General features: G+C 66.8%; 25 protein-coding genes. 10 read left to right on the top strand and 15 right to left on the bottom strand.

What is annotated here, in order from left to right; all coding sequences use genetic code 11:
• Window positions 1-154: 154 nt before the first annotated feature.
• Together GGR11_RS09305 and GGR11_RS09300 are read left to right on the top strand one after the other, a co-directional pair.
• The gene (locus GGR11_RS09305; protein WP_183197800.1) at window positions 155-856 is read left to right on the top strand and encodes a glutathione binding-like protein; all 702 of its coding nucleotides are present in this window, start codon (window positions 155-157) and stop codon (window positions 854-856) included.
• A gap of 51 nt (window positions 857-907) precedes the next feature.
• Window positions 908-1,303, top strand: coding sequence for a DUF3597 domain-containing protein (locus GGR11_RS09300; protein ID WP_183196495.1), 396 nt, complete (start codon window positions 908-910; stop codon window positions 1,301-1,303).
• 27 nt (window positions 1,304-1,330) lie between these two features.
• Here GGR11_RS09300 and GGR11_RS09295 read toward each other — a convergent pair whose 3' ends face one another.
• The 8 genes from GGR11_RS09295 to GGR11_RS09260 form a co-directional block, all read right to left on the bottom strand.
• Window positions 1,331-2,485: a benzoate/H(+) symporter BenE family transporter gene (locus tag GGR11_RS09295; RefSeq protein WP_183197798.1), complete on the bottom strand. Its 1,155-nt coding sequence runs from the start codon at window positions 2,483-2,485 to the stop codon at window positions 1,331-1,333.
• 40 nt (window positions 2,486-2,525) lie between these two features.
• Window positions 2,526-3,320, bottom strand: a complete 795-nt coding sequence (locus GGR11_RS09290) for an enoyl-ACP reductase FabI (RefSeq protein WP_183197797.1) — start codon at window positions 3,318-3,320, stop codon at window positions 2,526-2,528.
• A gap of 125 nt (window positions 3,321-3,445) precedes the next feature.
• Window positions 3,446-4,324: a UTP--glucose-1-phosphate uridylyltransferase GalU gene (galU, locus tag GGR11_RS09285; protein ID WP_183196494.1), complete on the bottom strand. Its 879-nt coding sequence runs from the start codon at window positions 4,322-4,324 to the stop codon at window positions 3,446-3,448.
• An 82-nt stretch (window positions 4,325-4,406) separates the two neighbouring features.
• Window positions 4,407-5,474: a substrate-binding domain-containing protein gene (locus GGR11_RS09280; protein ID WP_183196493.1), complete on the bottom strand. Its 1,068-nt coding sequence runs from the start codon at window positions 5,472-5,474 to the stop codon at window positions 4,407-4,409.
• 97 nt (window positions 5,475-5,571) lie between these two features.
• The gene (phnE, locus tag GGR11_RS09275; RefSeq protein WP_008258633.1) at window positions 5,572-6,462 is read right to left on the bottom strand and encodes a phosphonate ABC transporter, permease protein PhnE; all 891 of its coding nucleotides are present in this window, start codon (window positions 6,460-6,462) and stop codon (window positions 5,572-5,574) included.
• Entirely contained in the window at window positions 6,459-7,487 is a 1,029-nt protein-coding gene (phnD, locus tag GGR11_RS09270) for a phosphate/phosphite/phosphonate ABC transporter substrate-binding protein (RefSeq protein ID WP_183196492.1), read from the bottom strand. Before phnD ends, phnE begins: the two co-directional genes overlap by 4 nt.
• Window positions 7,484-8,293 (bottom strand): phosphonate ABC transporter ATP-binding protein, encoded by an 810-nt coding sequence (gene phnC / locus GGR11_RS09265; protein ID WP_183196491.1) that lies wholly within the window; start codon window positions 8,291-8,293, stop codon window positions 7,484-7,486. The genes phnD and phnC overlap by 4 nt, the downstream gene beginning before the upstream one ends.
• 106 nt (window positions 8,294-8,399) lie before the next feature.
• Window positions 8,400-9,629: a DUF2254 domain-containing protein gene (locus tag GGR11_RS09260; RefSeq protein ID WP_183196490.1), complete on the bottom strand. Its 1,230-nt coding sequence runs from the start codon at window positions 9,627-9,629 to the stop codon at window positions 8,400-8,402.
• Between the two features lie 233 nt (window positions 9,630-9,862).
• Between GGR11_RS09260 and GGR11_RS09255 the strand changes: the two genes are divergently transcribed.
• The 3 genes from GGR11_RS09255 (at window position 9,863) to GGR11_RS09245 (ending at window position 12,559) form a co-directional block, all read left to right on the top strand.
• Entirely contained in the window at window positions 9,863-11,128 is a 1,266-nt protein-coding gene (locus GGR11_RS09255) for a type III PLP-dependent enzyme (protein ID WP_035307304.1), read from the top strand.
• Window positions 11,128-11,424 carry a hypothetical protein gene (locus GGR11_RS09250; protein WP_183196489.1) on the top strand — a complete coding sequence of 99 codons (297 nt, stop codon included), beginning with the start codon at window positions 11,128-11,130 and terminating at the stop codon, window positions 11,422-11,424. Before GGR11_RS09255 ends, GGR11_RS09250 begins: the two co-directional genes overlap by 1 nt.
• Window positions 11,425-11,503: 79 nt before the next feature.
• Window positions 11,504-12,559: a 1,9-bis(guanidino)-5-aza-nonane synthase gene (locus GGR11_RS09245; protein WP_183196488.1), complete on the top strand. Its 1,056-nt coding sequence runs from the start codon at window positions 11,504-11,506 to the stop codon at window positions 12,557-12,559.
• Window positions 12,560-12,869: 310 nt separating this feature from the next.
• On the opposite strand, the gene GGR11_RS09240 is transcribed toward GGR11_RS09245, so the two are convergent.
• The 6 genes from GGR11_RS09240 to GGR11_RS09215 form a co-directional block, all read right to left on the bottom strand.
• Entirely contained in the window at window positions 12,870-14,003 is a 1,134-nt protein-coding gene (locus tag GGR11_RS09240) for a CobW family GTP-binding protein (protein WP_183196487.1), read from the bottom strand.
• Window positions 14,004-14,063: 60 nt separating this feature from the next.
• Entirely contained in the window at window positions 14,064-14,288 is a 225-nt protein-coding gene (locus GGR11_RS09235; RefSeq protein ID WP_008263608.1) for an alkylphosphonate utilization protein, read from the bottom strand.
• A 93-nt stretch (window positions 14,289-14,381) separates the two neighbouring features.
• Window positions 14,382-16,424, bottom strand: coding sequence for an NAD(+) synthase (locus GGR11_RS09230; protein ID WP_183196486.1), 2,043 nt, complete (start codon window positions 16,422-16,424; stop codon window positions 14,382-14,384).
• Window positions 16,425-16,527: 103 nt separating this feature from the next.
• Window positions 16,528-17,580, bottom strand: a complete 1,053-nt coding sequence (locus GGR11_RS09225; RefSeq protein ID WP_183196485.1) for a sensor histidine kinase — start codon at window positions 17,578-17,580, stop codon at window positions 16,528-16,530.
• A gap of 132 nt (window positions 17,581-17,712) precedes the next feature.
• The gene (gene map, locus GGR11_RS09220; protein WP_183196484.1) at window positions 17,713-18,480 is read right to left on the bottom strand and encodes a type I methionyl aminopeptidase; all 768 of its coding nucleotides are present in this window, start codon (window positions 18,478-18,480) and stop codon (window positions 17,713-17,715) included.
• Window positions 18,477-18,707 carry a ParD-like family protein gene (locus tag GGR11_RS09215; protein ID WP_183196483.1) on the bottom strand — a complete coding sequence of 77 codons (231 nt, stop codon included), beginning with the start codon at window positions 18,705-18,707 and terminating at the stop codon, window positions 18,477-18,479. The genes map and GGR11_RS09215 overlap by 4 nt, the downstream gene beginning before the upstream one ends.
• A 374-nt stretch (window positions 18,708-19,081) precedes the next feature.
• On the opposite strand from GGR11_RS09215, the gene ftsY reads away from it, so the two are divergent.
• The 3 genes from ftsY to GGR11_RS09200 all read left to right on the top strand — a co-directional run bounded on the left by ftsY (window position 19,082) and on the right by GGR11_RS09200 (window position 21,415).
• The gene (ftsY, locus tag GGR11_RS09210; protein ID WP_183196482.1) at window positions 19,082-20,017 is read left to right on the top strand and encodes a signal recognition particle-docking protein FtsY; all 936 of its coding nucleotides are present in this window, start codon (window positions 19,082-19,084) and stop codon (window positions 20,015-20,017) included.
• 1 nt (window position 20,018) lies between these two features.
• Window positions 20,019-20,675: an inner membrane-spanning protein YciB gene (locus GGR11_RS09205; RefSeq protein ID WP_008264172.1), complete on the top strand. Its 657-nt coding sequence runs from the start codon at window positions 20,019-20,021 to the stop codon at window positions 20,673-20,675.
• 125 nt (window positions 20,676-20,800) lie between these two features.
• Window positions 20,801-21,415 carry a MarR family winged helix-turn-helix transcriptional regulator gene (locus GGR11_RS09200; protein WP_183196481.1) on the top strand — a complete coding sequence of 205 codons (615 nt, stop codon included), beginning with the start codon at window positions 20,801-20,803 and terminating at the stop codon, window positions 21,413-21,415.
• A 61-nt stretch (window positions 21,416-21,476) separates the two neighbouring features.
• On the opposite strand, the gene GGR11_RS09195 is transcribed toward GGR11_RS09200, so the two are convergent.
• A complete protein-coding gene (locus tag GGR11_RS09195) occupies window positions 21,477-21,860 on the bottom strand; it encodes a hypothetical protein (RefSeq protein WP_183196480.1) in 384 nt (127 codons plus the stop codon).
• A gap of 241 nt (window positions 21,861-22,101) precedes the next feature.
• Here GGR11_RS09195 and GGR11_RS09190 point away from each other — a divergent pair, with 241 nt between their 5' ends.
• Together GGR11_RS09190 and GGR11_RS09185 are read left to right on the top strand one after the other, a co-directional pair.
• Window positions 22,102-22,428, top strand: coding sequence for a hypothetical protein (locus GGR11_RS09190; protein ID WP_008259736.1), 327 nt, complete (start codon window positions 22,102-22,104; stop codon window positions 22,426-22,428).
• Between the two features lie 2 nt (window positions 22,429-22,430).
• Window positions 22,431-23,111 (top strand): response regulator transcription factor, encoded by a 681-nt coding sequence (locus GGR11_RS09185; RefSeq protein ID WP_008263586.1) that lies wholly within the window; start codon window positions 22,431-22,433, stop codon window positions 23,109-23,111.
• The last annotated feature ends 2 nt before the right edge of the window (window positions 23,112-23,113 follow it).

Here is a 23,113-nt window from a genome sequence, read left to right as displayed (position 1 = left end):
CCCTTCCTGCGACCTGTGATCGGCCACGGCCAAGCTGGCGCCGTCCTCGGTGCGTTTCCAGACACAAGCCCGCGACCAAATCGTGCCGATGACAGTTGCGAACCTCGCGCAGGGCGCCGACATGGGTGTTCATCACCACGCCGAGGCCGAACCCATGACCGACCTGTCCGCCTTTCCGATCACCGGCCGCTGGCCGGCCCAGCATCCCGACCGGCTCCAGCTCTATTCCCTGCCCACGCCCAACGGCGTGAAGGTGTCGATCATGCTGGAGGAGGTCGGCCTAGCCTATGAGCCGCACTTCATCGACATCATGGCCAACGAGACCTGGGGGCCGGAATTCCTCTCGCTGAACCCCAACGGCAAGATCCCCGCCATTCTCGACCCGGACGGCCCCGGCGGACAGCCGCTGGCCCTGTTCGAGTCCGGCGCCATCCTGATCTATCTGGCGGAAAAGACCGGCAAACTGCTCTCGACCGACCCGGCGACCCGCTACGAGACGATCCAGTGGCTGATGTTCCAGATGGGCGCGATCGGCCCGATGTTCGGCCAGCTGGGCTTCTTCCACAAGTTCGCCGGCAAGGACTATGAGGACAAGCGTCCGCGCGACCGCTACGTCGCCGAAAGCCGCCGCCTGCTGGGTGTGCTGGAGACGCGGCTAGAGGGCCGCGACTGGATCGTGGGCGACTATTCCATCGCCGATGTCGCCACCTTGGGCTGGGTCCGCAACCTGATCGGCTTCTACGAGGCGGGCGAGATCGTCGGCTTCAAGGACTTCCCGAACGTCGCGGCCTGGCTGGAGCGCGGTCTGGCTCGTCCGGCGGTGCAGCGCGGGCTGGAGATTCCGGCGCGCGGCTGAACCCTCGCCTGTCGGTCGCGTTGTCTCGCCACACCAACAGGAGCGCGACCGATGGGCATCTTCTCTTCGATCTGGAACAAGATCACCGGCCACAAACCGAAGACGGCCCCCGCGCCGTCGCCGACCGTCGGCGGCGCGCCCCCCACGCCCGGCGCTGCGCCCATTGCGACGGCGGCGCCGGTCCTGCCCCCGGTCGACGTCGAGGCGGTGCTCAGCGATCTGGCCGAATCCCGAGGCGGCGGCGGCAACTGGCGCACCTCCATCGTCGATCTGCTGAAGCTGCTGGATCTGGATTCCAGCCTGGCCGCCCGCAAGGAGCTGGCCGAGGAGCTGAACGTCCACGCCGGCGAACACGGCTCGGCCGAGCAGAACACCGCCCTGTCCAAGGCGGTCTGGAACAAGCTGGCGGAAAACGGCGGTCAGGTCCCGGCGTCGCTGCGGGACTGAGGCGACCCGGCGTGCCGGGCCGCTGGATCAGGCTTTCGGTCTGATCCAGCGCAGCGCGCCCAGGGCCGCGAAGCCGACGACCAGGCCCCAGAAGGCCGAGCCTATGCCGAACAGGGCGATCCCCGATCCGGTGGCGGCGAAGGTCAGGACGGCGGCTTCGCGCTCGTCGGCCTTGGCCAGCATGGCGACCAGCGCGCCCGTCAGGGCGGCGATCAAGGCCAGGCCCGTGATGATGGCCAGCACCGCCGGCGGCATGGCGATGAACAGCCCCGCCAGAGGCGCCGCGAACAGCGCCACCAGGATATAGAAACCGCCATAGATCACCCCGACGATCCAGCGTCGCGCCGGATCCGGGTGGGCGTCCGGCCCGGTGCAGAGGGCGGCGGTTATGGCGGCCAGATTGACTCCGTGCGCCCCGAACGGCGCGGCGATCACGCTGGTCAGGCCCGTCGCCAGGATCAGGAGGTTCGCCGGCGGCGCATATCCGGCGGCCCGCAACACCACCAGGCCCGGCAGGTTCTGCGACGCCAGCGTCACCAGGAACAACGGCAGGCCCAGACTGGCGGCGACCTTCCAGTCAAAGGCGGGGATGACGGGCGACAGCGTCCCGAACAGGCCGGTCCCCGGCGGCAGGCCGATCTGGTTCCTGAGCATCAGCACGACGAAAGCCGCGCCCAGGACGGCGGGCAGGGCCCAGGCGGGCCACAGGCGGCGCACGACGATGAAGACGGCCAGCAGGCCGGCCGCCAAGGTCAGCTCGTCGGGCGCCACCTTGAACAGTCTCAGTACGAAGGGCGACAGCACGCCCGCCAGCATGGCCGAGGCGACCGAGGCGGGGATCTTCTGGGCCAGCCGTCCCAGTACGGGCAACAGGCCGGTCAGCAGCATCAACACGCCCGCCACGACGAAGGCGCCGATGGCGTTGGCCCAGCCCAGCCCCAGAGTGGAGGCCGCCAGCAGGGCCGCCCCCGGCGTCGACCAGGCCAGGACGACCGGCATCCGCAGTCGCCAGCTCAGCACCATGCCCGGCACGCCTATGCCCAGGCACAGGGCGGTGACCATCGACACGATCTGGGCGGGGTGGGCGCCCAGCGCCTGACCCGCCTGCACCACCAGGGCCACCGTGCCGCCGAAGCCGACGACGGTCGCCACTGCCGCCGCCGAAACGGCGGACGGCGTCAGCAGGGGGACGGACGGTTCGGAAGTGGACAGGGGACGCCCCTTATTCTTCGTCGCCGGCCAGACCCATCATGTGGAAGCCGGCGTCGACGTGAACGACTTCGCCCGTGGTCGACAGACCCAGGTCAGAGCACAGCCACAGGGCGGCCCCGGCGACGCCTTCCATCGAGGTGTCTTCCTTCATGGCCGACATGGCGCGGCCCTGGCTGATCATGCCGCGGCCGCCCGAGATGCCGGCCAGCGACAGGGTGCGCATGGCGCCGGCCGAGATGGCGTTGACGCGGATGCCCTTGGGCCCCAGGTCGCGGGCGATATAGCGGGTCGCCGCCTCCAGCGCCGCCTTGGCCACGCCCATGGTGTTGTAGTTGGGGATCGCCCGTTCCGAGCCGAGGTAGGTCATGGTGATCATCGACCCGCCGTTCGGCATCAGTTTCGACGCGCGCTTGGCCACGTCCACGAAGCTGAAGGCCGAGATGTTCATGGCCAGTAGGAAGCTGTCGCGGCTGGTGTTCTCGACGAACGACCCCTTCAACTCGTCCTTGTTGGCGAAGGCGACCGAGTGGACGACGAAGTCGATCGTGCCGAACTCTTTTTCCAGCTCGGCGAAGGCGGCGTCCATCGAGGCGTCGTCGGTGACGTCGGCCTGGATCAGCAGCCTGGCGCCCACGCTCTCGGCCAAGGGGCGCACGCGACGCTCCAGCCCTTCGCCCATATAGGTGAAGGCCAGTTCGGCGCCTTGGGCCGCCAGTTGCGAGGCGATGCCCCAGGCGATCGAATTGGCGTTCGCCACCCCCATGATCAGGCCCTTCTTGCCCTTCATGAGTTCGCCGGTCGGCATGTTCCAGCCTTCGGAAGCGGCCATGATACGTCTCCTGATGATTTGCGCGGAGGGTTAGCAGGCGGCGGCGGCAGGCTCAACTTTTCTCCCACCCCCGCAGGGGGAGGGAGATCGTCGGTCTGTTCTTACAGCAGGGCCGAAATCGCCGCCCGCGCCGCCTCGCCCAGGTCGGGGCGTTTCAGGGCCAGGGCCACATTGGCGCGCAGCAGGCCGATCTTGTCGCCGCAGTCGTGGGTGACGCCCGCGTATTCGACGGCGGTGAAGGCCTGGCGCTCCATCAGGCGGGCCATGGCGTCGGTCAGCTGGATCTCGCCCCCGGCGCCCTTCTCCTGGGTTTCCAGCAGATCGAAGATTTCCGGCTGAAGTATGTAGCGGCCCGAGATCGACAGATTGGACGGCGCCGTGCCGGGGGCGGGCTTCTCGACCATCCCCTTCATCTCGATCCGGTTGCCCTGACGGCGGACCGGATCGACGATGCCGTATTTGTGGGCCTGTTCGACGTCGACAGATTCCACGCCGATGATGTTGCCGCCGGTCTCGGCATAGACCTCGGCCAGCTGTTTCAGGGCGCCTGGCTGCGAATCGACGATGACGTCGGGCAGGATGACGGCGAAGGGTTCGTCGCCGATGATGTCGCGGGCGCACCAGACGGCGTGGCCCAGCCCCTTGGGCTGCATCTGGCGGGTGAAGCTCATCTCGCCGGCCGAGGCGAGCTCGGCGTTCATCATTTCGAGGATCTCGATCTTGCCCTTGGCCAGCAGTTGGGCCTCAAGCTCGATCTGGTGATCGAAATAGTCCTCGATGGCGCCCTTGGAGCGGCCGGTGACGAAGACGATGTGTTCGATCCCGGCTTCGCGGGCTTCTTCCACGATATAGGACAGAATCGGCCGATCGACGACGTTCAGCAGTTCCTTGGGCGTGGTCTTGGTGCCGGGAAGAACGCGGGTGCCGAGGCCCGCGACGGGCAGAACGGCCTTGCGCAGACGCGCGTGCTTGGTGGTCATCAATGAATCCTGACAGCTATCCCGCCCCTCTTAGCCGGTGCGGACCGGCGAAAGAAGGGGCAGGACGGCCGTCGGTTCCGCCTTACTTGGCAGGCCGCTGCATCGGGGTCATGGCCGATGCGGTCGCGCGCTGGGCGACCAGTTGGTCTTCGGGCAGCGGGATCAGGCCGCGGTCGGCCAGATAGCCGCCCTTGCCTGCGGCGCCTTCCGACAGGAACTCCTGAATATACTGCTGCAGGCCGGGGATCACGCCGATATGGGCCTTCTTCACATAGATGAAGAGGCTGCGCGACAGCGGGTATTCGCCGCTGGCGATGGTGTCGGCGTTGGGGGTGACGCCGTCGATGGTCTCGGCCTTCACCGTGTCCAGGTTCTGTTCCAGGAAGGAATAGCCGAACACGCCCAGCGAGCCGGGGGTGCGGGTCAGGGTCTGGACGATGGCGTTGTCGTTCTCGCCCGAGTCGATCCAGGCGCCGTCTTCGCGCAGGGTGTGGGCCAGGGCCTCGAACCGGTCCTTGTCGGCCTTTTCCACGGCGGCGGCGGCGGGCACCAGCTTGGCGCCCGGCGTCATGCCCAGCTCCAGGAAGGCGTCGCGCGTGCCCGAGGTGGGCGGCGGGCCATAGACCTGGATCCGCTGGTTCGGCAGGCCCTTGTTGACCTCGTTCCAGGTCTTGGCCGGGTTGGCGATGAACTGGCCGTCGGGGCCGGGCACTTCCTTGGCCAGGCCCTCGTACAGGTCGTTCAGTTCGAAGTTGAAGCCGTTGCCGTTGCGGGCGGTGGCGACGACGATGCCGTCAAAGCCGATCTTGATCTCGACGATGTCGGTGACGCCGTTCTTCTGGCACAGGTCGAATTCCGACGCCTTCATCGGACGCGAGGCGTTGGCGATGTCCGGGGTGTTCGGGCCGACGCCCTGGCAGAAGGCCTGGATGCCGCCGCCGGTGCCCAGGGATTCGACGCGGGGCGCGGCGCCGCCGGCGGTGCGGGCGAAATTCTCGGCCACGCGGGTAGCGAAGGGGAAGACGGTCGACGAACCGGCCGACCAGATGCCCGAACGGGCGCCCGAGCTCCCGCCGCCGGAGCCGTCGCCGCAGGCCGCCAGGGCCAGAAGGGCGGCGGCCGCCGTCGCCAGTTTCAGTGTGCGGATCATTGGAAGATCTCCCTGAGCATCGATTTCACGACGGTTAGACCAGACGAGTGTGACTGTTTTTCCTGCGTCCCGGACACGGCGCCCGCATCGCCGGCCGTTACAGCAGGCGTTTGCGCATGACCTGGGAAAGGGTGTCGATCAGGGTCACGGCGACCACGATGACGATGGCGATGGCGGCGACGCGGCTATAGTCGAAGGCCTGGATGCTTTCGAACAGGGTCTGGCCGATGCCGCCGGCGCCGATCAGGCCCAGCACGGTGGCCGCGCGGCTGTTGGATTCGAACCGATACAGGGCGAACGAGGTCCACAGCGGCGCCACCTGGGGGAAGACGCCCCAGACGATCTCGTGCAGCTTGCCGGCGCCCGTGGCGCGCACGCCCTCGACCGGTCCCTTGTCGATCGACTCGACCGCTTCGGAGAACAGCTTGGCCAGGACCCCGCCGGTGTTCAGCGCCAGGGCCAGCACGCCGGCCAACGGGCCCAGGCCCACGGCGACGATGAACAGGGTGGCGATGACCAGGTCGGGGATCGAACGCAGCAGGTCCATGAACCGGCGCACGATGAAGACCATCCAGCCGGGCGCGATGTTGCGCGACGCCATCAGGCTGAGGGGCAGGGCGATGAAGACGGCCAGGAAGGTGCCCCACAGGGCGATCTGCACCGTCAGCCACATCTGGCCCGCCAGACTGGTCGTCGGCTGGGTGAAGACATGGGTGAACGAGGTCCAGAAGTCTCCGGGCGGGAAGATGGCGCCCCAGTCGGGCCGCAGCAGGTCGGCGCCATAGGTGGAGATGTTCGACGAGCCTGAGAACAGCCGGCCGAAATTCTGCATGTCCACCTTGCCGAAACTGGCGATCAGGATGATCGCCAGACCGCCCCACAGCATCAGGTCGAACAGGGTGGCCGACAGCGACTTGGTCGGCGCCGAGGGAATGGCGGTCGGGGCGACGCCGCCCTTGGCCGCCATGTCGAGGCTGGCTTCGGTCAAGGCTGGACCTCACGCTTGGCGCGCAGGGCGGCCAGGTCGCGCTCGGCGGCGGCGACGCCGGCCGGGTCGTTCTTGGCCTTGGCTTCGGTCAGCTTCTGGTCGGCGACCATCTCGCGCACCGGGTCCAGATAGGAATCGTCGGCGGCGCGGAACATCGAATAGTTCAGGCCCGCCAGCACCTGACGCTGGCGCTCGGCCTCGGGGCCCTGGCCCTGGCCGTAGGTCAGGAAGAAGCTGCGCAGCTTCTCCTTCAGCGCCGGATCCAGATCCTCGCGGATGACGATGCCGGATTCCGGGATCGGCGGCGACACCCAGATGTCCTCGATCTGCGAGGCCAGCTGCGGGTTCTCGCGGCGCATGAAGACGGTGTTGACCGAGTTGGAGGTGGCCACGTCAACCACGCCGGTGGCGACAGCAAAGGCGTTGGCCTGGTGGCTGGCCGAGCGCACGGTCTTGAAGCACTGGGCCGGCACGATGCCGCGCGGATTGAACAGGAAGGTCAGCGGGGCCAGCGTGCCCGAGGTGGACTGGGCGTCGCCGATGCCGAAGTCATACTGCTTGCCGCAGGCCAGCACCTTGTCCAGCGTGACGCCCGAGCCTTTGCGCACGATCAGGGTCGAGGTGTAGCTGTCGCGACCCTCGGGATCGACGATGCGGGCGATGACCTCGCCCTGGGCGCGGTCCACGGCTTCCAGGGCCGGCTTGGCCGAGAACCAGGCCACCTGGGTCTGGTTGAACCGCATGGCCTCGATCAGGACATTGTAGTTGCCTGCGAAGAAGGGTTTCACCGGCACGCCGACGGCCTTGGACATATCGTCCAGCAGCGGCTGCCACAGCGGGCCCGAAGAGGCCTGGCCCTCGGCCGACAGGATGGAGAAGGTCAGTTCCGCCGGCATGGCGCCGACGGCCGTCTTCTCGTCGCCCCCGCCGCACGAGGCGAGACCCAGGATCATCGCGGCGCCCATTGCGGCGGCCCCGGCCTTGGACATGAAGCGGCGCGTCAAGGACGCTTGAAACTGGCTCATGCCTTGGTCTCCCAGAACGCGTCCTCGAATTCAGGACCGTAGATATCGATCAGGCGCTGTTGATCCAGGCCTGTAGCGGGGCCGTCATAGACGATCTTGCCGCCCTGCAGGGCGATGACGCGGTCGCAGTAGCGGATGGCGTAGTCGACCTGGTGCAGGGTGACGATCACCCCCATGCCGTCGCGGCGGTTCAACTCGACCATCAGTTCCATCACCTTGCGGGCGGATACCGGGTCCAGCGAGGCGACGGGTTCGTCGGCCAGGATGGCCTTGGCGCCCTGAACAATGGCGCGGGCGATGGCGCCACGCTGCTGCTGGCCGCCCGACAGGGTGTTGGCGCGCTGCCCGGCGTAGTCGCTGACGCCGACCCGGTGCAGGGCCGCCATGGCGCGATCCTTGTCGGCCTGGGGCCATAGGCCCAGCAGACCCTGCCAGGCCGGCAGACGCCCCAGGGCGCCCAGCATGACATTGGAGAACAGGCTCAGACGCCCGACCAGATTGAACTGCTGGAAGATCATGCCCAGCTTGCCGCGCGCCTGGCGCACGGCGCCGGTGACGCGCCCGTCCTTCTGGACGGTTTCACCAAAGACGCTGATCGTCCCCTTGCCGGGATCGATCGACTGCAGGCCGGTGATGGAGCGCAGGAGGGTGGACTTGCCCGATCCCGACGGACCGATCAGGGCGACCATCTCGCCCGAGGCCACGGAGATCGAGACGCCGTCCAGCGCCTTTCGCGATCCGAAAGTCTTCGACACGTCACGCGCCAGAACAAGCCCGGGGGCGACGGCGGCTGCGGATGAGGTCATGAACTCGCTGGGAGGCTGTGGCGAACGGGCGCCGCATGACGCGACAAAGGCTTCTGGGCAAGTCTTAATCGCACGGCAGGCGCAATCTCGTCCAGACCCGACCCGTTCAGCCGGCCTCGGCCGCCGCCTCGACCCGTGCGACATCGGCGGCGATCGGCAGGGCGACGCGCGATCTGTCCAGCGCCTCGCGGGCCAGAACCTCCACCGCCCCGGCCAGGGCCGGCGTCGTCGCCAGAGCCTTCAGGCCCTTCTGAAGCCGCACGGCGACGGCGACGTCTCCGGCCCCGTAACGGGCCACCGGTCCGAAAACATCGTCCAGCAGATCCGCTTCGGCGATTCCCGGCACGAACAGCCGGTCGCGATGCGGGGGCTGTTTTTCCGGACAGGCGTCGCCCGTCCAGACGTCCAGCAGGCGGACGCCCGCGCCGATGATCTGGATCGCCGTTCCGGGATCGTTGACGCCGGGAGACAGGGCCTTGGCGGCGATCTCCCCCAGCACGATCAGGCCGAAACGCGGATCCTGATCATAGGACCGGGAATCGCCCAAGGCGAAGGCCGAGCAGAAGTCGGCCTGCGCCGTGTCGTCGCAGGCGGTCAGGCTGATGCGCGCCAGCACCCCGCCGCGCCGCACGAAGGCGCCCGGCGCAGCCACGACCTCGACCTGACAGTCGCGCGCCTCGGCCAGGGTCTGAAGCCGGTCGGGATCGACGTTCTGGACATAGCCGGTGGCGGGGGCGACGACGACGGCGCCGTTTTCCAGGCCGCCCGCCCGGCCGCCCAGTCGCGGAAGGTCACGGCGCTGTTCCAGCGCATCCCGCGCATAGGACTCGACCAGCTCGATCATGTGCCCGACCCGCGCCAGGCGGGACAGGCGGTTGATCCAGGCCAGCAGGCGAAACGCCACCAGCCCGACCATGGCCAGGCTGAACAGGAACAGGATCGCCCGGCCGTTCTGGCCGTAATAATGGGCGTTGATCGCCGTCACCGACACGACGGCGTACAGGAAGGCGCCGACGAAGGTCGCCAGCGACTTCTGGGTTTCCTCGTCGCTGGTCACCAGGGCCGCGACCCTGGGGCTGGCGGCGGACGACACCGACGTATAGGCCGTCACCATGGCCCCGACCGAAAAGGTCGCGACGCCCAGCAGGCTGGACGCCAGTATGGTCAGAATGGATTCGACCGATTCTCCGCCCAGGCGCTCGGCCATGTCTTGGGGCACCCAGGGCGACAGGGCCGCCGCCAGCAGCGAGGCCGCCAAGCCGAAGACGGCGTAGGCGGTCGCCCGCACCCACAGTTGGCGCCGCGTCTTGCGCCACAGGAACAGCCATCGATTCATTCACGCCTCCCGTTCATCAACGGCGTGAAAAGGCCAAGGTTGCGCCCCTGGGGGGGCTGTGACACTGTCGCGGGGGATTTGTGACAGTCCAAACCCAGGCCCCGCCACGAAAAAACCCCTTTACATGACAGTCCGATGCCCCCATATCGCGGCTTCCGGCGGACCCCGTGGTCTAACCGTTAAGCGCTGCTAACGCCGGTCTGGGTTTCACAATTAGCAGGGGGTTACGTGAATTGCGCACGTATCAGCTTCCCCTGGACCTGGTCCGTGAGCGGTCCCCTGAACGTCCCGTCGCCCTCGTGCGACCGCGTTCGGTATCCGTAGCGGCGCTTTGGTTCCAGGATAATCTAAAAGCCGACGTCTTCTATGCCGTGAAGGCGAATCCGTCGCGTTGGGTCATCGAGACCCTGATCGAGGCCGGGGTTCGCGGCTTCGACGTGGCGTCCATCGCCGAGATCGAACTGGTGCGTTCGGTCAGCCATGACGTTCGCCTGGCCTTCATGCACCCGGTCAAGAGCCGGTCTGCGATCACCAAGGCCTATTTCGAACACGGCGTGCGGACCTTCTCGCTCGACTGCGTCGATGAGCTGAACAAGATCCTCGACGCCACCGGCGGCGCGGACGACCTGAATCTGATCGTGCGCATGGCGGTTTCGGCCGACGGCGCCGCCTATACCCTGTCGGGCAAGTTCGGCGTTCCCGCCGACCAGGCCCCGGCCCTGCTGCTGGCCACGCGTCAGGCGGTCAAGGACGGGTTGATGGGCGTCAGCTTCCATGTCGGCAGCCAGTGCATGCGCCCCACCGCCTATCAGGCGGCCATGGCCCAGGTCGGCCGTTCGATCAGCCGCGCGGGCGTCATCGTGGACATCGTCGATGTCGGCGGCGGCTTCCCCTCGGTCTATCCCGGCATGGTGCCGCCGGACATGAGCGAATACGCCGACGCCATCCATCGCGGTTTCAACGAGATGCCGGTGTCGGAAACGACCGAGCTGTGGTGCGAGCCCGGCCGGGCCATCGTCGCCGAATCCTCGTCGATCCTGGCCCGTGTGGACCTGCGCAAGGGCGACGCCCTGTATCTGAACGACGGCTCCTACGGCTCGCTGTTCGACGCGACCCACTCGCGCTGGCCCTTCCCGACCAAACTGGTCCGGGACGGCGAGGCTGCGTCCGAGCTGAAGGCGTTCCAGTTCTATGGTCCGACCTGCGACTCGATCGACCACATGCCGGGTCCGTTCTGGCTTCCGGCCGACATCCGCGAAGGCGATTTCATCGAAATCGGCATGCTCGGCGCCTATGGCGTCGCCATGTCGACCGGCTTCAACGGCTATGGCGAACACGACATCGCCATCGTCGAAGACGCCCCGATGGCCTCGCTCTACGGCCTGGCGCCGCGCTCCATCCCCACCGTGCGCACCACGGCCGAGGAGAACGCCCGCAAGGTCGTGCGTCTGTCACGTCCGAAAGGTAAGGCCGGTCAGCGCAAGAAGAGCCGCAGATAGTGGAAGAAGGGCCGCGATCGGCTAAGGCCCGCTCTGATCATTATCTCGGTCGGATGGATGTGCTTGAAGATGTGATGAAGCACCTCATGTCCAACATGCGGGCATTGAACGACGCTCAGGCTGTGATCGATGCTGCACACTCCGACAAGGCTCGGCTTGAGGCGTGTTCGGAGTATATTCGTAAGGTCCATGCTGGGTACAACCGTATCCAGCAATGGGCGCTGGACGGTGTCGATGAGGCCGTTGGCGAGATTGATGTCATCAAAGCTGAACTCAAACGGTTCAGTGGAGATTAAGTAGCCTCGCGTCGGTCGCGCCGTCCCGACATGCGGTCAGTTGAATGACGGGCGCTCAAATCAAAGGGAAACCTCCGAAATGAACGCTCCCGTTCAAGCCAATACGAAGGCCCAGCTGCTGCAGAACGTCGTCGAGCATGTCGACATCACCAGCTTCGACGCGCGCCCGATCATCGACTCGATGCGCAAGATGTCGTTCTCGAGCCGCGACACCGCCCGCGCCGCCGACATCTTCTCCATGGCCATCGAGGACAAGGACTGCTCGCCGTGGCTGATCCTGGCCGGCTCGACCTCGGCCGGCGGCTGCATGCATGTGTACCGCGACATGGTGAAGTTCGGCATGGTGGACGCGGTCGTCGCCACCGGCGCCTCGATCGTGGACATGGATTTCTTCGAGGCCCTGGGCTTCAAACACTATCAGGCGGCCGGCGAGGTGGACGACAACGTCCTGCGCGAGAACTACGTCGATCGGATCTACGACACCTATATCGACGAGGAAGAGCTTCAGGCCTGCGACCACACCATCCTGGAGATCGCCAACCGGCTGGAGCCGCGCGGCTATTCCAGCCGTGAGTTCATCTGGGAGATGGGCAAGTGGCTGAGCGAGGGCAACGCCAAGAAGCCCGGCTCGCTGATCCAGACCGCCTATGAAGAAGGCGTGCCGATCTTCTGCCCGGCCTTCGTCGACAGCTCGGCCGGCTTTGGTTTGGTCAAGCACCAGAAGGAACGCGCGGCCGCCGGCCAAGCCTATCTGATGCTGGACGCCATCGCCGACTTCCGCGAACTGACCGACATCAAGATCGCCGCCGGCGTCACCGGCCTGTTCATGGTCGGCGGCGGCGTGCCCAAGAACTTCGCCCAGGACACCGTGGTCTGCGCCGAGATCCTGGGCGTCGAGGCGGAGATGCACCGTTATGCGGTCCAGATCACCGTCGCCGATGTCCGCGACGGCGCCTGTTCCTCCTCGACGCTGAAAGAGGCCGCCTCCTGGGGCAAGGTCCAGACCACCCACGAACAGATGGTCTTCGCCGAAGCCACCACCGTCGTCCCCTTGATCGGCTCCGACGCCTACCACCGCGGCGCCTGGAAGGCCCGCGACAAGCGCCGCTGGAACAAGCTGTTCGAGAAGGGCTGAGCCGAAGCGACGCTAAGGTCGGGCTTGTTGCGCCCGTGTGCGCCTTGAACGTTCCAAGAACATTCGGAGTTTTATCCGAGGGTTCTGTGCGGATTTGAGCGATAGTTTATTGCCGGATCGCTTGAATCCTGCCGAATTAGCACCACGGCGGGCGATTCGTTGCCCGGGGGTGACCGGATTGACATGCCCGTCGATCCGGTCAGCAGTCGGCAAAGGGTCGGCAGACTAGGGGCGGGGCCGCGTCTTTTGATGCGGCCCTTGCCTTGTTTGAATCATCTGATTCTGTGGGTCAACCTTGCAGAAGGCTTGATTACGCCGCGCAACCCTCGAACCCGGCCCGCAGCGCGGCCTCGTCCAGTTCGCGGCCGATGAAGACGGCGCGGCTCCAGCGGCGTTCGCTCTCGCCCCATTCGCGTTGCAGATCGCCCTCCAGGATCATGTGGACGGCCTGGAAGACCAGGCGGCGGTTCTCGCCCTGGACGTCTATGATGCCCTTGGCGCGCAGGATATTCTGACCCTGTTCGCCCAGCAGCCGGTCCAGCCAGGCGGTGAATTTGGCGCCGTCCAGCGGACGGTCCAGCGACAGGGAAATCCCCTTGATGTCGTCCTGGTGGGCGTGACCCCTCGCGCCATGGGAATGGGCGTCATGGGAATGGTCGCCGTGCGAATGATCATGCCCGTGGTCGTGGTCATGATGGTGGTGGTCGTGGCCGCAGTGCTCGTCGTGCACATGGCCGTCCGCGCCGTGCGGCGGGTTGGCGAAGTCCGGTTGGACCTCCAGAATCCGCTCCAGGTCGAAGGCGCCCAGGCCCAGCACCTGATCCAGCGGCACGTTCGACCGTTCGGCGCGGACGATGGGCGCCAGCGGGTTCAGCGCCCGCAGACGGGCCTCGACCGCGTCCAGCTCTTCCGCCGTCGCCAGATCGACCTTGTTCAGGATGATGCGGTCGGCGAAGGCCACCTGTTCGCGGGCCTCCTTGGAGTCGTCCAGCCGCGCCATCACGTGCTTGGCGTCGACCAGGGTGGTGACGCTGTCCAGCTGGGTCTTGGCCTTGACGTCCTCGTCGACGAAGAAGGTCTGGGCCACCGGGCCGGGATCGGCCAGGCCCGTCGTTTCCACGATGATGGCGTCGAAGGCCGGCTTGCCGGGACGCTGGCGCTTCATCAGGCCGGCGACGACGCGGATCAGGTCGCCCCGCACCGTGCAGCAGACGCAGCCGTTGTTCATCTCGAACACGTCCTCGTCGGCGCCGACCACCAGGTCGTTGTCGATGCCGATCTCGCCGAACTCGTTGACGATTACGGCGTACCGCTTGCCGTGATCCTCGGTCAGGATGCGGTTCAGCAGCGTGGTCTTGCCCGCGCCGAGATAGCCGGTCAGGACGGTGACGGGGATCTTGCCGGTTGCGGCGGTCGAAACGGGGGCGGCGAGGGTGTCGGTCATAGGCCGCTAGATGGCGGCTGACGTCCCAATTGGGAAGAGGGCCAATTGGGAAGAGTGGCTTTAGGCCTTCTTCACGAACTCGACGCGCAGGACCAGGCCGCGCACCTTGTCGACATTGGCCTCGATCTCGTCGGTGTCGCCGGTCAGACGGATGTTCTTGACCAGGGTCCCGCGCTTCAGCGTCACGCCGCCCGAGCCCTTGACCTTCAGATCCTTGATCAGGGTCACGCTGTCGCCGTCGGCCAGGATGTTGCCGTTCGAGTCTTTGGTCACGTCTTCGGTCATGGCGAAGCTTCTAGCGAGCGGGCCGACAAATATCCACACTCGAGATGCGGGATTTTTGCGTGGTCTCCTCCCCGCCAAGCGAGGAGGAGACATTCAATCCGGGACGTTGGCGTCCAGTTCGTCCAGCCAGACCCGCGCATTGCCGTCCGAAGGCGCGCGCCAGTCGCCGCGCGGGGACAGGGAGCCGCCGGTCACCACCTTCGGCCCGTTCGGCAGGGCCGAGCGTTTGAACTGGGCGGTTTGGAAGAAGCGGATCAGGAATTTCCGCAGCCAGGCCTTGATGGTCGCCAGGTCGTATTCGACCTTTTCGTCGTCGGGCGTGTTCGCGGGCCAATGTCCGGCGCCGGCGTCGCTCCAGGCCTGGTGCGCCAGGAAGGCGACCTTGGACGGCTTCAGGCCGAAGCGGCTGATGTAGAACAGGAAGAAGTCGTTCAGCGCATAGGGGCCGACCGTTCCCTCGGTGGACTGGATCACGCCGTCCCTGGCCGGGACCAGTTCGGGCGAGATCTCGGTGTCCAGGATGGCGCGCAGGGTCGGGGTCGCCTCGGCGCCGACCAGTTCGCGGTCGGCCACCCAGCGAATCAGATGGCGGATCAGGGTCTTCGCCACCCCGCCGTTGACGTTGTAGTGGCTCATATGGTCGCCGACGCCATAGGTGGCCCAGCCCAGGGCCAGTTCCGACAGGTCGCCCGTGCCCAGGACGAAGGCCCGGTTCTGGTTGGCCAGCCGGAACAGATAGTCGGTCCGCAGCCCCGCCTGCACATTCTCGAAGGTGATGTCATGGACCGGCTCGCCCGCGGCATAGGGGTGGCCGATGTCCTTGAACATCTGTTCGGCGGCGGGGCGGATGTCGATCTCGGCCCCGGTCACGCCCAGGGCCTTCATCAGGGCCCAGGCGTTGGACTTGGTCCCGTCCGAGGTCGCGAAGCCCGGCATCGTATAGGCCAGGATCTGGGTCCGCGGCAGGTTCAGCCGGTCGAAGGCGCGGCAGGCGACCAGCAGGGCCTGGGTCGAATCCAGCCCGCCCGAGACACCGATCACCAGCCGTTCGGCCTTCGTCGCCGTCATCCGACGCATCAGGCCCTGAACCTGGATGTTGAAGGCCTCGTAGCAGTCCTGATCCAGCCGTCCGGCGTCATCGGGCACGAAGGGGAAACGGTCCAGCGGGCGGATCAGCTCGCTCTCGACCGCGTCCTCGCGGGCCATGAAGGGCACGACGGTTGCAGGTTCGCCCTCGACGCGGGCGCATTCGGCGAAGGTGCCGTTTCTCAGGCGATCCAGGCCGATCCGGTCCACGTCCACGTCGGCGAGGGTCAGATGGTTCTCCAGAGCGAAGCGTTCGCCCTCGGCCAGCTTCGACCCCAGTTCGTGGATGGTCGCCTGGCCGTCCCAGGCCAAGTCGGTGGTGCTCTCACCCCAGCCCGAGGCGGTGAAGACATAGGCCGACAGGGTGCGGGCCGAATGGCTGGCGCTGAGCATGGCGCGCTCGTCAGCCTTGCCGATGACGATGTTGGAGGCCGACAAGTTCAGCAGGATGCGCGCGCCCGCCAGGGCCGCCCGGGTCGAGGGGGGCAGGGGCGCCCAGTAGTCCTCGCAGATTTCGACCGCGAAGACGAAGCCCGGCCGGTTGACCGCCTCGAACACCAGGCCGGGTGCGAAGTCCACCGTCTCGCCGTTCAGCCGGATCACGTCCTCGGCGCGGGCCGTGGCCGGGGCGAACCAGCGTTTCTCGTAATATTCCCGGTAGTTGGGCAGATAGGTCTTGGGCACGACGCCTAAGACTTCGCCCGCCCCCATGACCACGGCGCAGTTGTACAGGGCGTCGCCGTTGCGGATCGGCGCCCCGACCACGGCGACCAGATCATGCTCGCCCGTCGCCTGGGCGATGACCGCGATCTGGCGCTCCACCTCGTCCAGCAGGGCCGCCTGCATATGCAGGTCGTCGATGGCGTAGGCCGACAGCGACAGCTCCGGAAACACCATCAGGTCCACGCCCTGGTCGGCCGCCTGACGGATCAGGGCCAGGTGCTCCTCGGCGTTGGCCTTCGGATCGCCGACATGGCTGACGGGCGTGGCCGCAGCCACCCGCACGAAGCCGTGGGTCTTGGGGGAATGGAAGGGCAGGGGCTCGGCCATGGGGTCGTCCGTTCATCCCGGCGCGCGCCGGTCGTCAGCCTTCATATAGGCCGGAATGACGACGGGAGAGAATCCCCCCGTCCGACGTCGCCTGCCGACGCGCCTAGACCGTCGGCGCGGCCGCCGTCTCTTCGTCGGTCTTGCGATGCAGCACCGAGACCTCCGTGCCGGGGTCCAGGTCCTTGACGGTGATCGTGGCGTCGAGCTGGCTGGCCAGGGCCTTGACGATGGCGGTTCCCAGGCCGGCTTCTGAATCGTCCGGGTTCTTCGGCATGCCGACGCCGTCGTCGGAAATCGTCAGATCCCAATCCTTGGACAGCGACTGGAAATCCACGCTGACAACGCCCTTCCGCCCGTTGGGGAAGGCGTGTTTCAGGGCGTTGATCACCAGTTCGGTGACGATCAGGCCAAGACTGACCGAGACCTCGGCGTCCAGGGCGCTGGCGTCGCCGCTGACCTCGATCCGCACCAGATCATGGTCGGCGATCATCGAGGCGCCGATACTGCCGCACAACTGCGCCAGATAGGGTTTCAGCGCGACCTTATCGACCTGATTCAAGGACAGCTGGCGCTGGACCTCGGCCACCGACATGACGCGGTTGTGCGCCTCGGTCAGATGGGCGCGGCTTTCGATCGATTCCGTCTTCCGCGCGGTCTGCAGCAGCACGCTGGCGATGATCTGCAGACTGTTGGCGACGCGGTGCTGAACCTCCTGAAGCAGAACCTCCTTTTGCCGCACCAGGTCGTCCATCTTCCTCTGGGCCGCCTTGTCCGCCGTGACGTCCACGATGGTCAGCAAAAGGCGCACGGGCTGGGTGTCGGAAAAGACCAGGCGCTTGGCGTTCAGTTTCAGGCTGCGGGTCGCGGCGGTCCGGAACGGCATGTCCAACTGATAGTCGGGCACTTCCGCCCCGCCGGAACCGACCGCGCCTAGCAGGGAGCGCAGCCGGGGCAGGTTCCATTCCCCGCCGCCCAGGTCGAAGATCGACCGCCCGACCACCGCATCGCCGTCCAGCCCGAATTCCATCAGGAAGGATTGGCTGGCCGCGACGATGTCGAACGCTTCGTCCATCAGCAGCAGCGGGGCGCTGGACACCGAAATGACCGCCAGAGCCAGGGCGGAACCGATGTCTGTATCTTGAGATGCGGGAGCCATGGGCCTCCCTTTCCGATCCCGTCGCGACGCCCAGTGTGAGCATCAAGCCTCGGGTTCAGACGCGTCTGAGCGTCTTTCACCCCACTCTAGCATGCGGGGGCGCAACTGAGCATCGAAAGTGACGACTTCGCGCTAGGCCGCCCGCTTCTCCTCGGGCCGCAATGTCAGCACCCGCACCCCGTCGCCCGTCACCGCCACCGTATGTTCGAACTGGGCCGACAGCATCCCGTCCGCCGTCACCACGGTCCAGCCGTCGTCCTCGGTCCGCACCGTCCGGCGACCCTGATTCAGCATGGGCTCGATGGTGAAGACCATGCCCTCGCGCAGGGTCACGCCCGTGCCCGCCCTGCCGAAATGCAGCACCTGGGGGTCTTCGTGCATTTCGCGGCCGATGCCGTGGCCGCAGTATTCGCGCACGACCGAATAGCCGGCCTTCTTGGCGTGCCGCTCGATGGCGAAGCCGATGTCGCCCAGCTTCGCCCCCGGCCGCACGGCCTGAATACCCTTCCACATCGCCTCATAGGTGGTGCGGACCAGCCGCCGCGCCTGGGGCCCCACGGTCCCGATCAGATAGGTCTTGCTGGAATCGGCGATGAAGCCGTCCTTCTCCAGGGTGATGTCCAGATTGACGATATCGCCGCTTTTCAGCACCTCGTCCGTCGACGGTACGCCATGGCAGACGACCTCATTGCGCGAACTGTTCAGCACGAACCCATAGCCGTACTGGCCCTTGCTGGCGGGCCGGGCCTGAAGGTCATCGACGATGAAGGCCTCGACGCGGTCATTGATCTCCATCGTGGTCATGCCGGCCAGCGCCAGCCCGTCCAGATGGGTGAAGACCGAGGCCAGCCGGCGCCCGGCCTCGGCCATCAACTCGACCTCGGCGGGGGTCTTGGTCATGCAGCCGCGCCGGTCAGGGCCGGGGCGTCCATCAGGGCCGTCGCGTCCACGCCCGCCGCCTTCAGCTCACGCGCCACCAGGTCCTGAAAGGTCAGGCCCGGATTGGTCTCGCACAACAGGCCGATCCTTATCCAGAAGGCCGCCTGGGCGTTGATGGACCGATAGGAGGCCTTGCTGGCGCGACGCAGTTGTTCGTGCAGCGCGTCCTCGATATTGACGATGCCCAAGGCCTGACTCCGGACTATATGATTCGTATATGTAATGTATGTGTGTCGTTCTGGCGCTGCAAGCGGCCGTTTCTGCCGTGTCGGCGCCGCGCCCCATCCGCCAACTGTCACAATGGCGCTGGTCCTCGGCCAATGGATTCAAGGTCTTGTCGAATTCTCGGGGTCTTTTCCCAGCCTGGGCGCCCGTCGGCCCCATAGTCTCTGGTCGAGGAGCGAGCGCAGCGGAGAGGGCGGATTTCAGACGATTCATACTATTTGGACTCTGTTTTTTCGCCCTAGAGTCTGAAATCCCCGCCCCGGCGCCCGATGACGCAGGCCGCCGTCTGCATGCGAATGCGGATGACGTCGGCCTCCGCCGCCGCTAAAGCCATCCGATGACCGATACGCCGAAAAAGGGCTGGTTCCAGCGCCTGTCCGCGGGGCTCTCGCGCTCCTCCAAACAGATGACCGATCAGGTCGTCGCCAGCTTCGTCAAGGAACCCTTGTCCGAGGCGGCGCTGGAACAGCTGGAAGAGCATCTGCTGGAGAGCGATATCGGCCCCGCCGCCTCGGCCCGGATCGTCGAACGCTTCCGGGCGCTGAAGTTCGGCAAGGACGCCCAGGAACATGAGGTCAAGGAGGCCCTGGCCGAGGCCGTCGCCGCCGAGCTTTCGCCGCGCCAGGCGACCTTCGACCCGCTGAGCGGGCCCAAACCCTATGTCGTCCTGTTCGTCGGGGTGAACGGCTCGGGCAAGACCACGACCCTGGGCAAGATCGCCGCCGACCTGACGGCCAAGGGCGCCAAGGTGATGATCGTCGCCGGCGACACCTTCCGCGCCGCCGCCCGCGAACAGCTGAAGGTCTGGGCCGACCGGGCCGGCGCCGAGTTCGAGAGCCGCCGCGACGGCGCCGACGCCGCCGGCCTGGTCTTCGACGCCTACGCCAAGGCCCGGGCCGAGGGGTTCGACGTCGTCCTGGTCGATACGGCCGGCCGGCTGCAGAACAAGTCGGCCCTGATGGACGAACTGCTCAAGATCGTGCGCGTGCTGAAGAAGATCGATCCGGCGGCCCCCCACGACACCCTGCTGGTGCTGGACGCCACGGTCGGCCGCAACGCCCTGGCCCAGGAACAGATCTTCGGCCGCACCGCCTTCGTCACCGGCATCGTCATGACCAAGCTGGACGGCACGGCGCGCGGCGGGGTGCTGGTGCCCGTGGCCCAGGCGTCCGACGCCCCGCTTATGCTGATCGGCGTGGGCGAGGGGATCGACGACCTGCAACCTTTCGACGCCCGCGCCTTCTCCCGCTCGCTGGTGGGACTGGAAGACTGACATGACCGACACGACCGCTTCTCCCGAACCGAAGAAGAACCGCCAGTGGATCCGCCAGCTCGTCGATTTCGGCGCCCTGGCCGCCTTCATGATCAGCTATTTCGTCAGCCGGGACATGATCCTGGCGACCTGGGTCCTGGTCGGCGCCTCGGGCCTGGCCCTGATCATCGGTTATGCGGTGGAGCGGCGGTTCGCCCCCCTGCCGCTGATCACCGGCCTGTTCGCCCTGGTGTTCGGCCTGCTGACCGTCCTCACCCATGACGACCTCTATGTGAAGCTGAAGCTGACGGTGCAGAACGGCCTGCTGGCGGTGATCCTGCTGGGGTCGATCCCGCTGAAGAAATATCCGTTCAAGGCCCTGCTGGGCTCGGCCATCAAGGTCAATGACGCCGCCTGGCGCACCCTGACCCTGCGCTACGGCCTGTATTTCCTGGCGGTGGCGATCCTGAACGAGATCTTCCGCAGCCCCGCCGCCGTGACCGCCCTCTGGCATGCCCTGGGCCGCGACACCCCAAATCCGAACGACGTCTGGACCAGTTTCCGCGGGGTCCTGTGGATCGCCGCCTCGATCTTCGGCCTGTCCCAGGTGCCGCTCATCATGAAGAACATGACCAAGGACGAAGAGCCCGGCCCCATTTCTCCCGACACGGGAATGTAGCGCGCGTCCGACGGAACCACGGGAGCCTACAGACGGAATGTCGCGAAAGTGACATACGTCTCGCGTCAAATCTTAAAACGCTGCTGGTACGCATGCGGATGAAAGACACTCGGGGGACGGTCGATATGGTCAAGTCTGGCAAGGCGTTGCGCAAGGTCGGGCCTCTGGCCACCTCGCCCAGCCATCTGATGCACCGCGCGCTGCAACTTGCGCTGGACATCTATTCCGAGGAAATGGGCGCCGACGGCCTGACCCAGCGCCAGTTCGCCGTGCTTGAGGCCGCTTCGCTGAAGGCCGGCCTGACCCAGACGGAACTGGTGCGGATGACCGGCATCGACCGCTCGACCCTGGCCGACCTGGTCACCCGCATGACCGCCAAGGGCCTGCTGGAGCGCGAACGCTCGACCCTGGACGCCCGCGCCAAGGCGGTCCGTCTGTCCACGGAGGGCGCCGCCCGGCTCGAGGCCGCCCGGCCGCTGGTCGAGGCCGCCGACAAGCGGATCATGGCCCTGCTGCCCAAGGGCCAGCGCGAGACCTTCCTGGCCCAGCTGGCCGAACTGGCCGCCGCCGCCGACGCCGCCCCCGACGCCGCCAAGGCCGAGGCCAAGGCCGCCAAGAAGGCTGCGAAACTGGCCGAGAAGGAAGCCAAGAAGGCCGAAAAGGCCGCCAAGAAGGCGGTCCGCCCGGCCAAGACCTCCAAGCTCAAGAAGCCCAAGCTGAAGGTGGTCGAGGTCGCCTGACTTCCCCGCCCGTCACCCCCGCGGGCATCCTCGGGTCAAGCCCGAGGATGCCCGCGGAGGATCAGCCGCGACGGTGGTCCCAATCGTGGCGTTCGTTGCGGATCTGGGCCGAGAGACGGTCGAAGCGACGGTCCAGGTCGGTGCGTTCCCAGGCGGTCAGGCCGCCGCGACGATAGTTGGCCTCAAGCCGCAACAGACCGTTGAACTCTCCGCGCAGGCGGGTGGCCTCGCGGCGGCTGAGCTGGCCCGAGCGGACGCCCTGGTCGATGCGGCGGTCCAGATTGGCCTGGCGGGCGTTGATCGATTGCCAGTTTCCGTAACCCGCATGATGGACAGGCGGTCGGGCGTGATGGGACGGCCCATAGGACTGGGCGGCGACGGGCAGGGCGGCCGACGCGGCGGCGGCGAGGATGAGGGCGGGCAGGAAGGCCTTCTTGTTCAGCATCGGATCGTTCCTTCTGGTGCGGGCAACCCGGCTGGGCTGCGATGTCCCCAGAAAGCCACCTCCCGCCTGAGCCCGATCTGAACGCCGCGTTTCAGTCAGCGTTCATCTTTTCGGCACAGGAAGGCCCGTTCGCGCGATCTCTGTTATAGATGCGACGGATGTGCGGCTTTTCGGCCGTATCGCCCGTTTCCAAACACCCCGTTCAGCGGCTGTTCAGAGCCGGCCCCGTAGAAGCGACTTCATGAACCGCACCCGCGCCCTCCTGATCGCCGCCCTGATGGCCCTGGTCCCCGCGACCCAGGCCCTGGCGCAGTCGCGCGACCAGGACCGAGAGCGTCCGCAGCAGGATCAGCGCCGCGACGCCCCCTCGCGGGACCGACCCTCGGCCGACGGGCCGCGCGCCGATCTGGGCGCCGTGGTGCGTCGGGTCGGGGCCGGCCGCGACGGACGCATGCTGGGCGTCAGCCCGCGCGGCGACACGGTGGTGGTGCGCTGGGAATACCCCGGCGGGCGGGTCGCTGATATTCGCGTGGACGCCCGTTCGGGCCGCGTGGTGGGAGAAGACTGAAGATGCGTGTCCTGCTGGTTGAAGACGACGCCGACCTGTCGCGTCAGCTGAAGGGCGCCCTGGCCGACGCCGGCTATGCGGTGGATCACGCCGCCGACGGCGAAGAGGCCTGGTTCCTGGGCGACACCGAACCCTATGACGTGATCGTGCTGGACCTGGGCCTGCCCAAGATCGACGGGGTCTCCGTGCTGGAGCGCTGGCGGCGCGAGGGCAAGGCGACCCCGGTCCTGATCCTGACGGCGCGCGGCGCATGGTCGGACAAGGTGTCGGGCTTTGACGCCGGGGCCGACGACTATCTGACCAAACCCTTCCATACCGAGGAACTGCTGGCGCGCCTGCGGGCCCTGCTGCGCCGGTCGGCCGGCATCGCCTCCGCCACCCTGTCGTGCGGCGGCCTGCGGCTGGATCCGCGCGCGGCCCGCGCCAATGTCAACGGCGAGCCCCTGCGCCTGACCTCGCTGGAGTACCGGCTGCTGCACTATATGATGATGCACCAGGGCCGGGTCATCAGCCGCACGGAGTTGGTCGAACATCTGTACGATCAGGATTTCGATCGGGATTCCAACACCATCGAGGTCTTTATCGGCCGGCTGCGCAAGAAGATCGGATCCGACCGGATCGAGACCGTCCGCGGCCTGGGCTATCGCCTGGCGCCCCTGACGGGCGAATCCGAGGCGGCGTGATC

Origin of the sequence: Brevundimonas mediterranea (assembly GCF_014196125.1) — a bacterium.
GTDB classification, from domain to species: domain Bacteria; phylum Pseudomonadota; class Alphaproteobacteria; order Caulobacterales; family Caulobacteraceae; genus Brevundimonas; species Brevundimonas mediterranea.
The sequence above is the reverse complement of the archived record's forward strand: the minus strand, read 5'-3'. Positions and strand labels throughout refer to the sequence as shown.

Bases quoted from the DNA above. Each gene is read 5' to 3' on its own strand.
- GGR11_RS09280 (WP_183196493.1), bottom strand. From the start codon at position 5,474: ATGATCCGCACACTGAAACTGGCGACGGCGGCCGCCGCCCTTCTGGCC.
- GGR11_RS09185 (WP_008263586.1), top strand. From the start codon at position 22,431: ATGCGTGTCCTGCTGGTTGAAGACGACGCCGACCTGTCGCGTCAGCTG.
- GGR11_RS09200 (WP_183196481.1), top strand. From the start codon at position 20,801: ATGGTCAAGTCTGGCAAGGCGTTGCGCAAGGTCGGGCCTCTGGCCACC.
- GGR11_RS09300 (WP_183196495.1), top strand. From the start codon at position 908: ATGGGCATCTTCTCTTCGATCTGGAACAAGATCACCGGCCACAAACCG.
- GGR11_RS09190 (WP_008259736.1), top strand. From the start codon at position 22,102: ATGAACCGCACCCGCGCCCTCCTGATCGCCGCCCTGATGGCCCTGGTC.
- GGR11_RS09230 (WP_183196486.1), bottom strand. From the start codon at position 16,424: ATGGCCGAGCCCCTGCCCTTCCATTCCCCCAAGACCCACGGCTTCGTG.
- GGR11_RS09305 (WP_183197800.1), top strand. From the start codon at position 155: ATGACCGACCTGTCCGCCTTTCCGATCACCGGCCGCTGGCCGGCCCAG.
- GGR11_RS09240 (WP_183196487.1), bottom strand. From the start codon at position 14,003: ATGACCGACACCCTCGCCGCCCCCGTTTCGACCGCCGCAACCGGCAAG.
- ftsY (WP_183196482.1), top strand. From the start codon at position 19,082: ATGACCGATACGCCGAAAAAGGGCTGGTTCCAGCGCCTGTCCGCGGGG.
- galU (WP_183196494.1), bottom strand. From the start codon at position 4,324: ATGACCACCAAGCACGCGCGTCTGCGCAAGGCCGTTCTGCCCGTCGCG.
- phnD (WP_183196492.1), bottom strand. From the start codon at position 7,487: ATGAGCCAGTTTCAAGCGTCCTTGACGCGCCGCTTCATGTCCAAGGCC.
- GGR11_RS09225 (WP_183196485.1), bottom strand. From the start codon at position 17,580: ATGGCTCCCGCATCTCAAGATACAGACATCGGTTCCGCCCTGGCTCTG.
- GGR11_RS09290 (WP_183197797.1), bottom strand. From the start codon at position 3,320: ATGCCGACCGGCGAACTCATGAAGGGCAAGAAGGGCCTGATCATGGGG.
- GGR11_RS09235 (WP_008263608.1), bottom strand. From the start codon at position 14,288: ATGACCGAAGACGTGACCAAAGACTCGAACGGCAACATCCTGGCCGAC.
- GGR11_RS09260 (WP_183196490.1), bottom strand. From the start codon at position 9,629: ATGAATCGATGGCTGTTCCTGTGGCGCAAGACGCGGCGCCAACTGTGG.
- GGR11_RS09195 (WP_183196480.1), bottom strand. From the start codon at position 21,860: ATGCTGAACAAGAAGGCCTTCCTGCCCGCCCTCATCCTCGCCGCCGCC.
- phnC (WP_183196491.1), bottom strand. From the start codon at position 8,293: ATGACCTCATCCGCAGCCGCCGTCGCCCCCGGGCTTGTTCTGGCGCGT.
- GGR11_RS09245 (WP_183196488.1), top strand. From the start codon at position 11,504: ATGAACGCTCCCGTTCAAGCCAATACGAAGGCCCAGCTGCTGCAGAAC.
- map (WP_183196484.1), bottom strand. From the start codon at position 18,480: ATGACCAAGACCCCCGCCGAGGTCGAGTTGATGGCCGAGGCCGGGCGC.
- GGR11_RS09205 (WP_008264172.1), top strand. From the start codon at position 20,019: ATGACCGACACGACCGCTTCTCCCGAACCGAAGAAGAACCGCCAGTGG.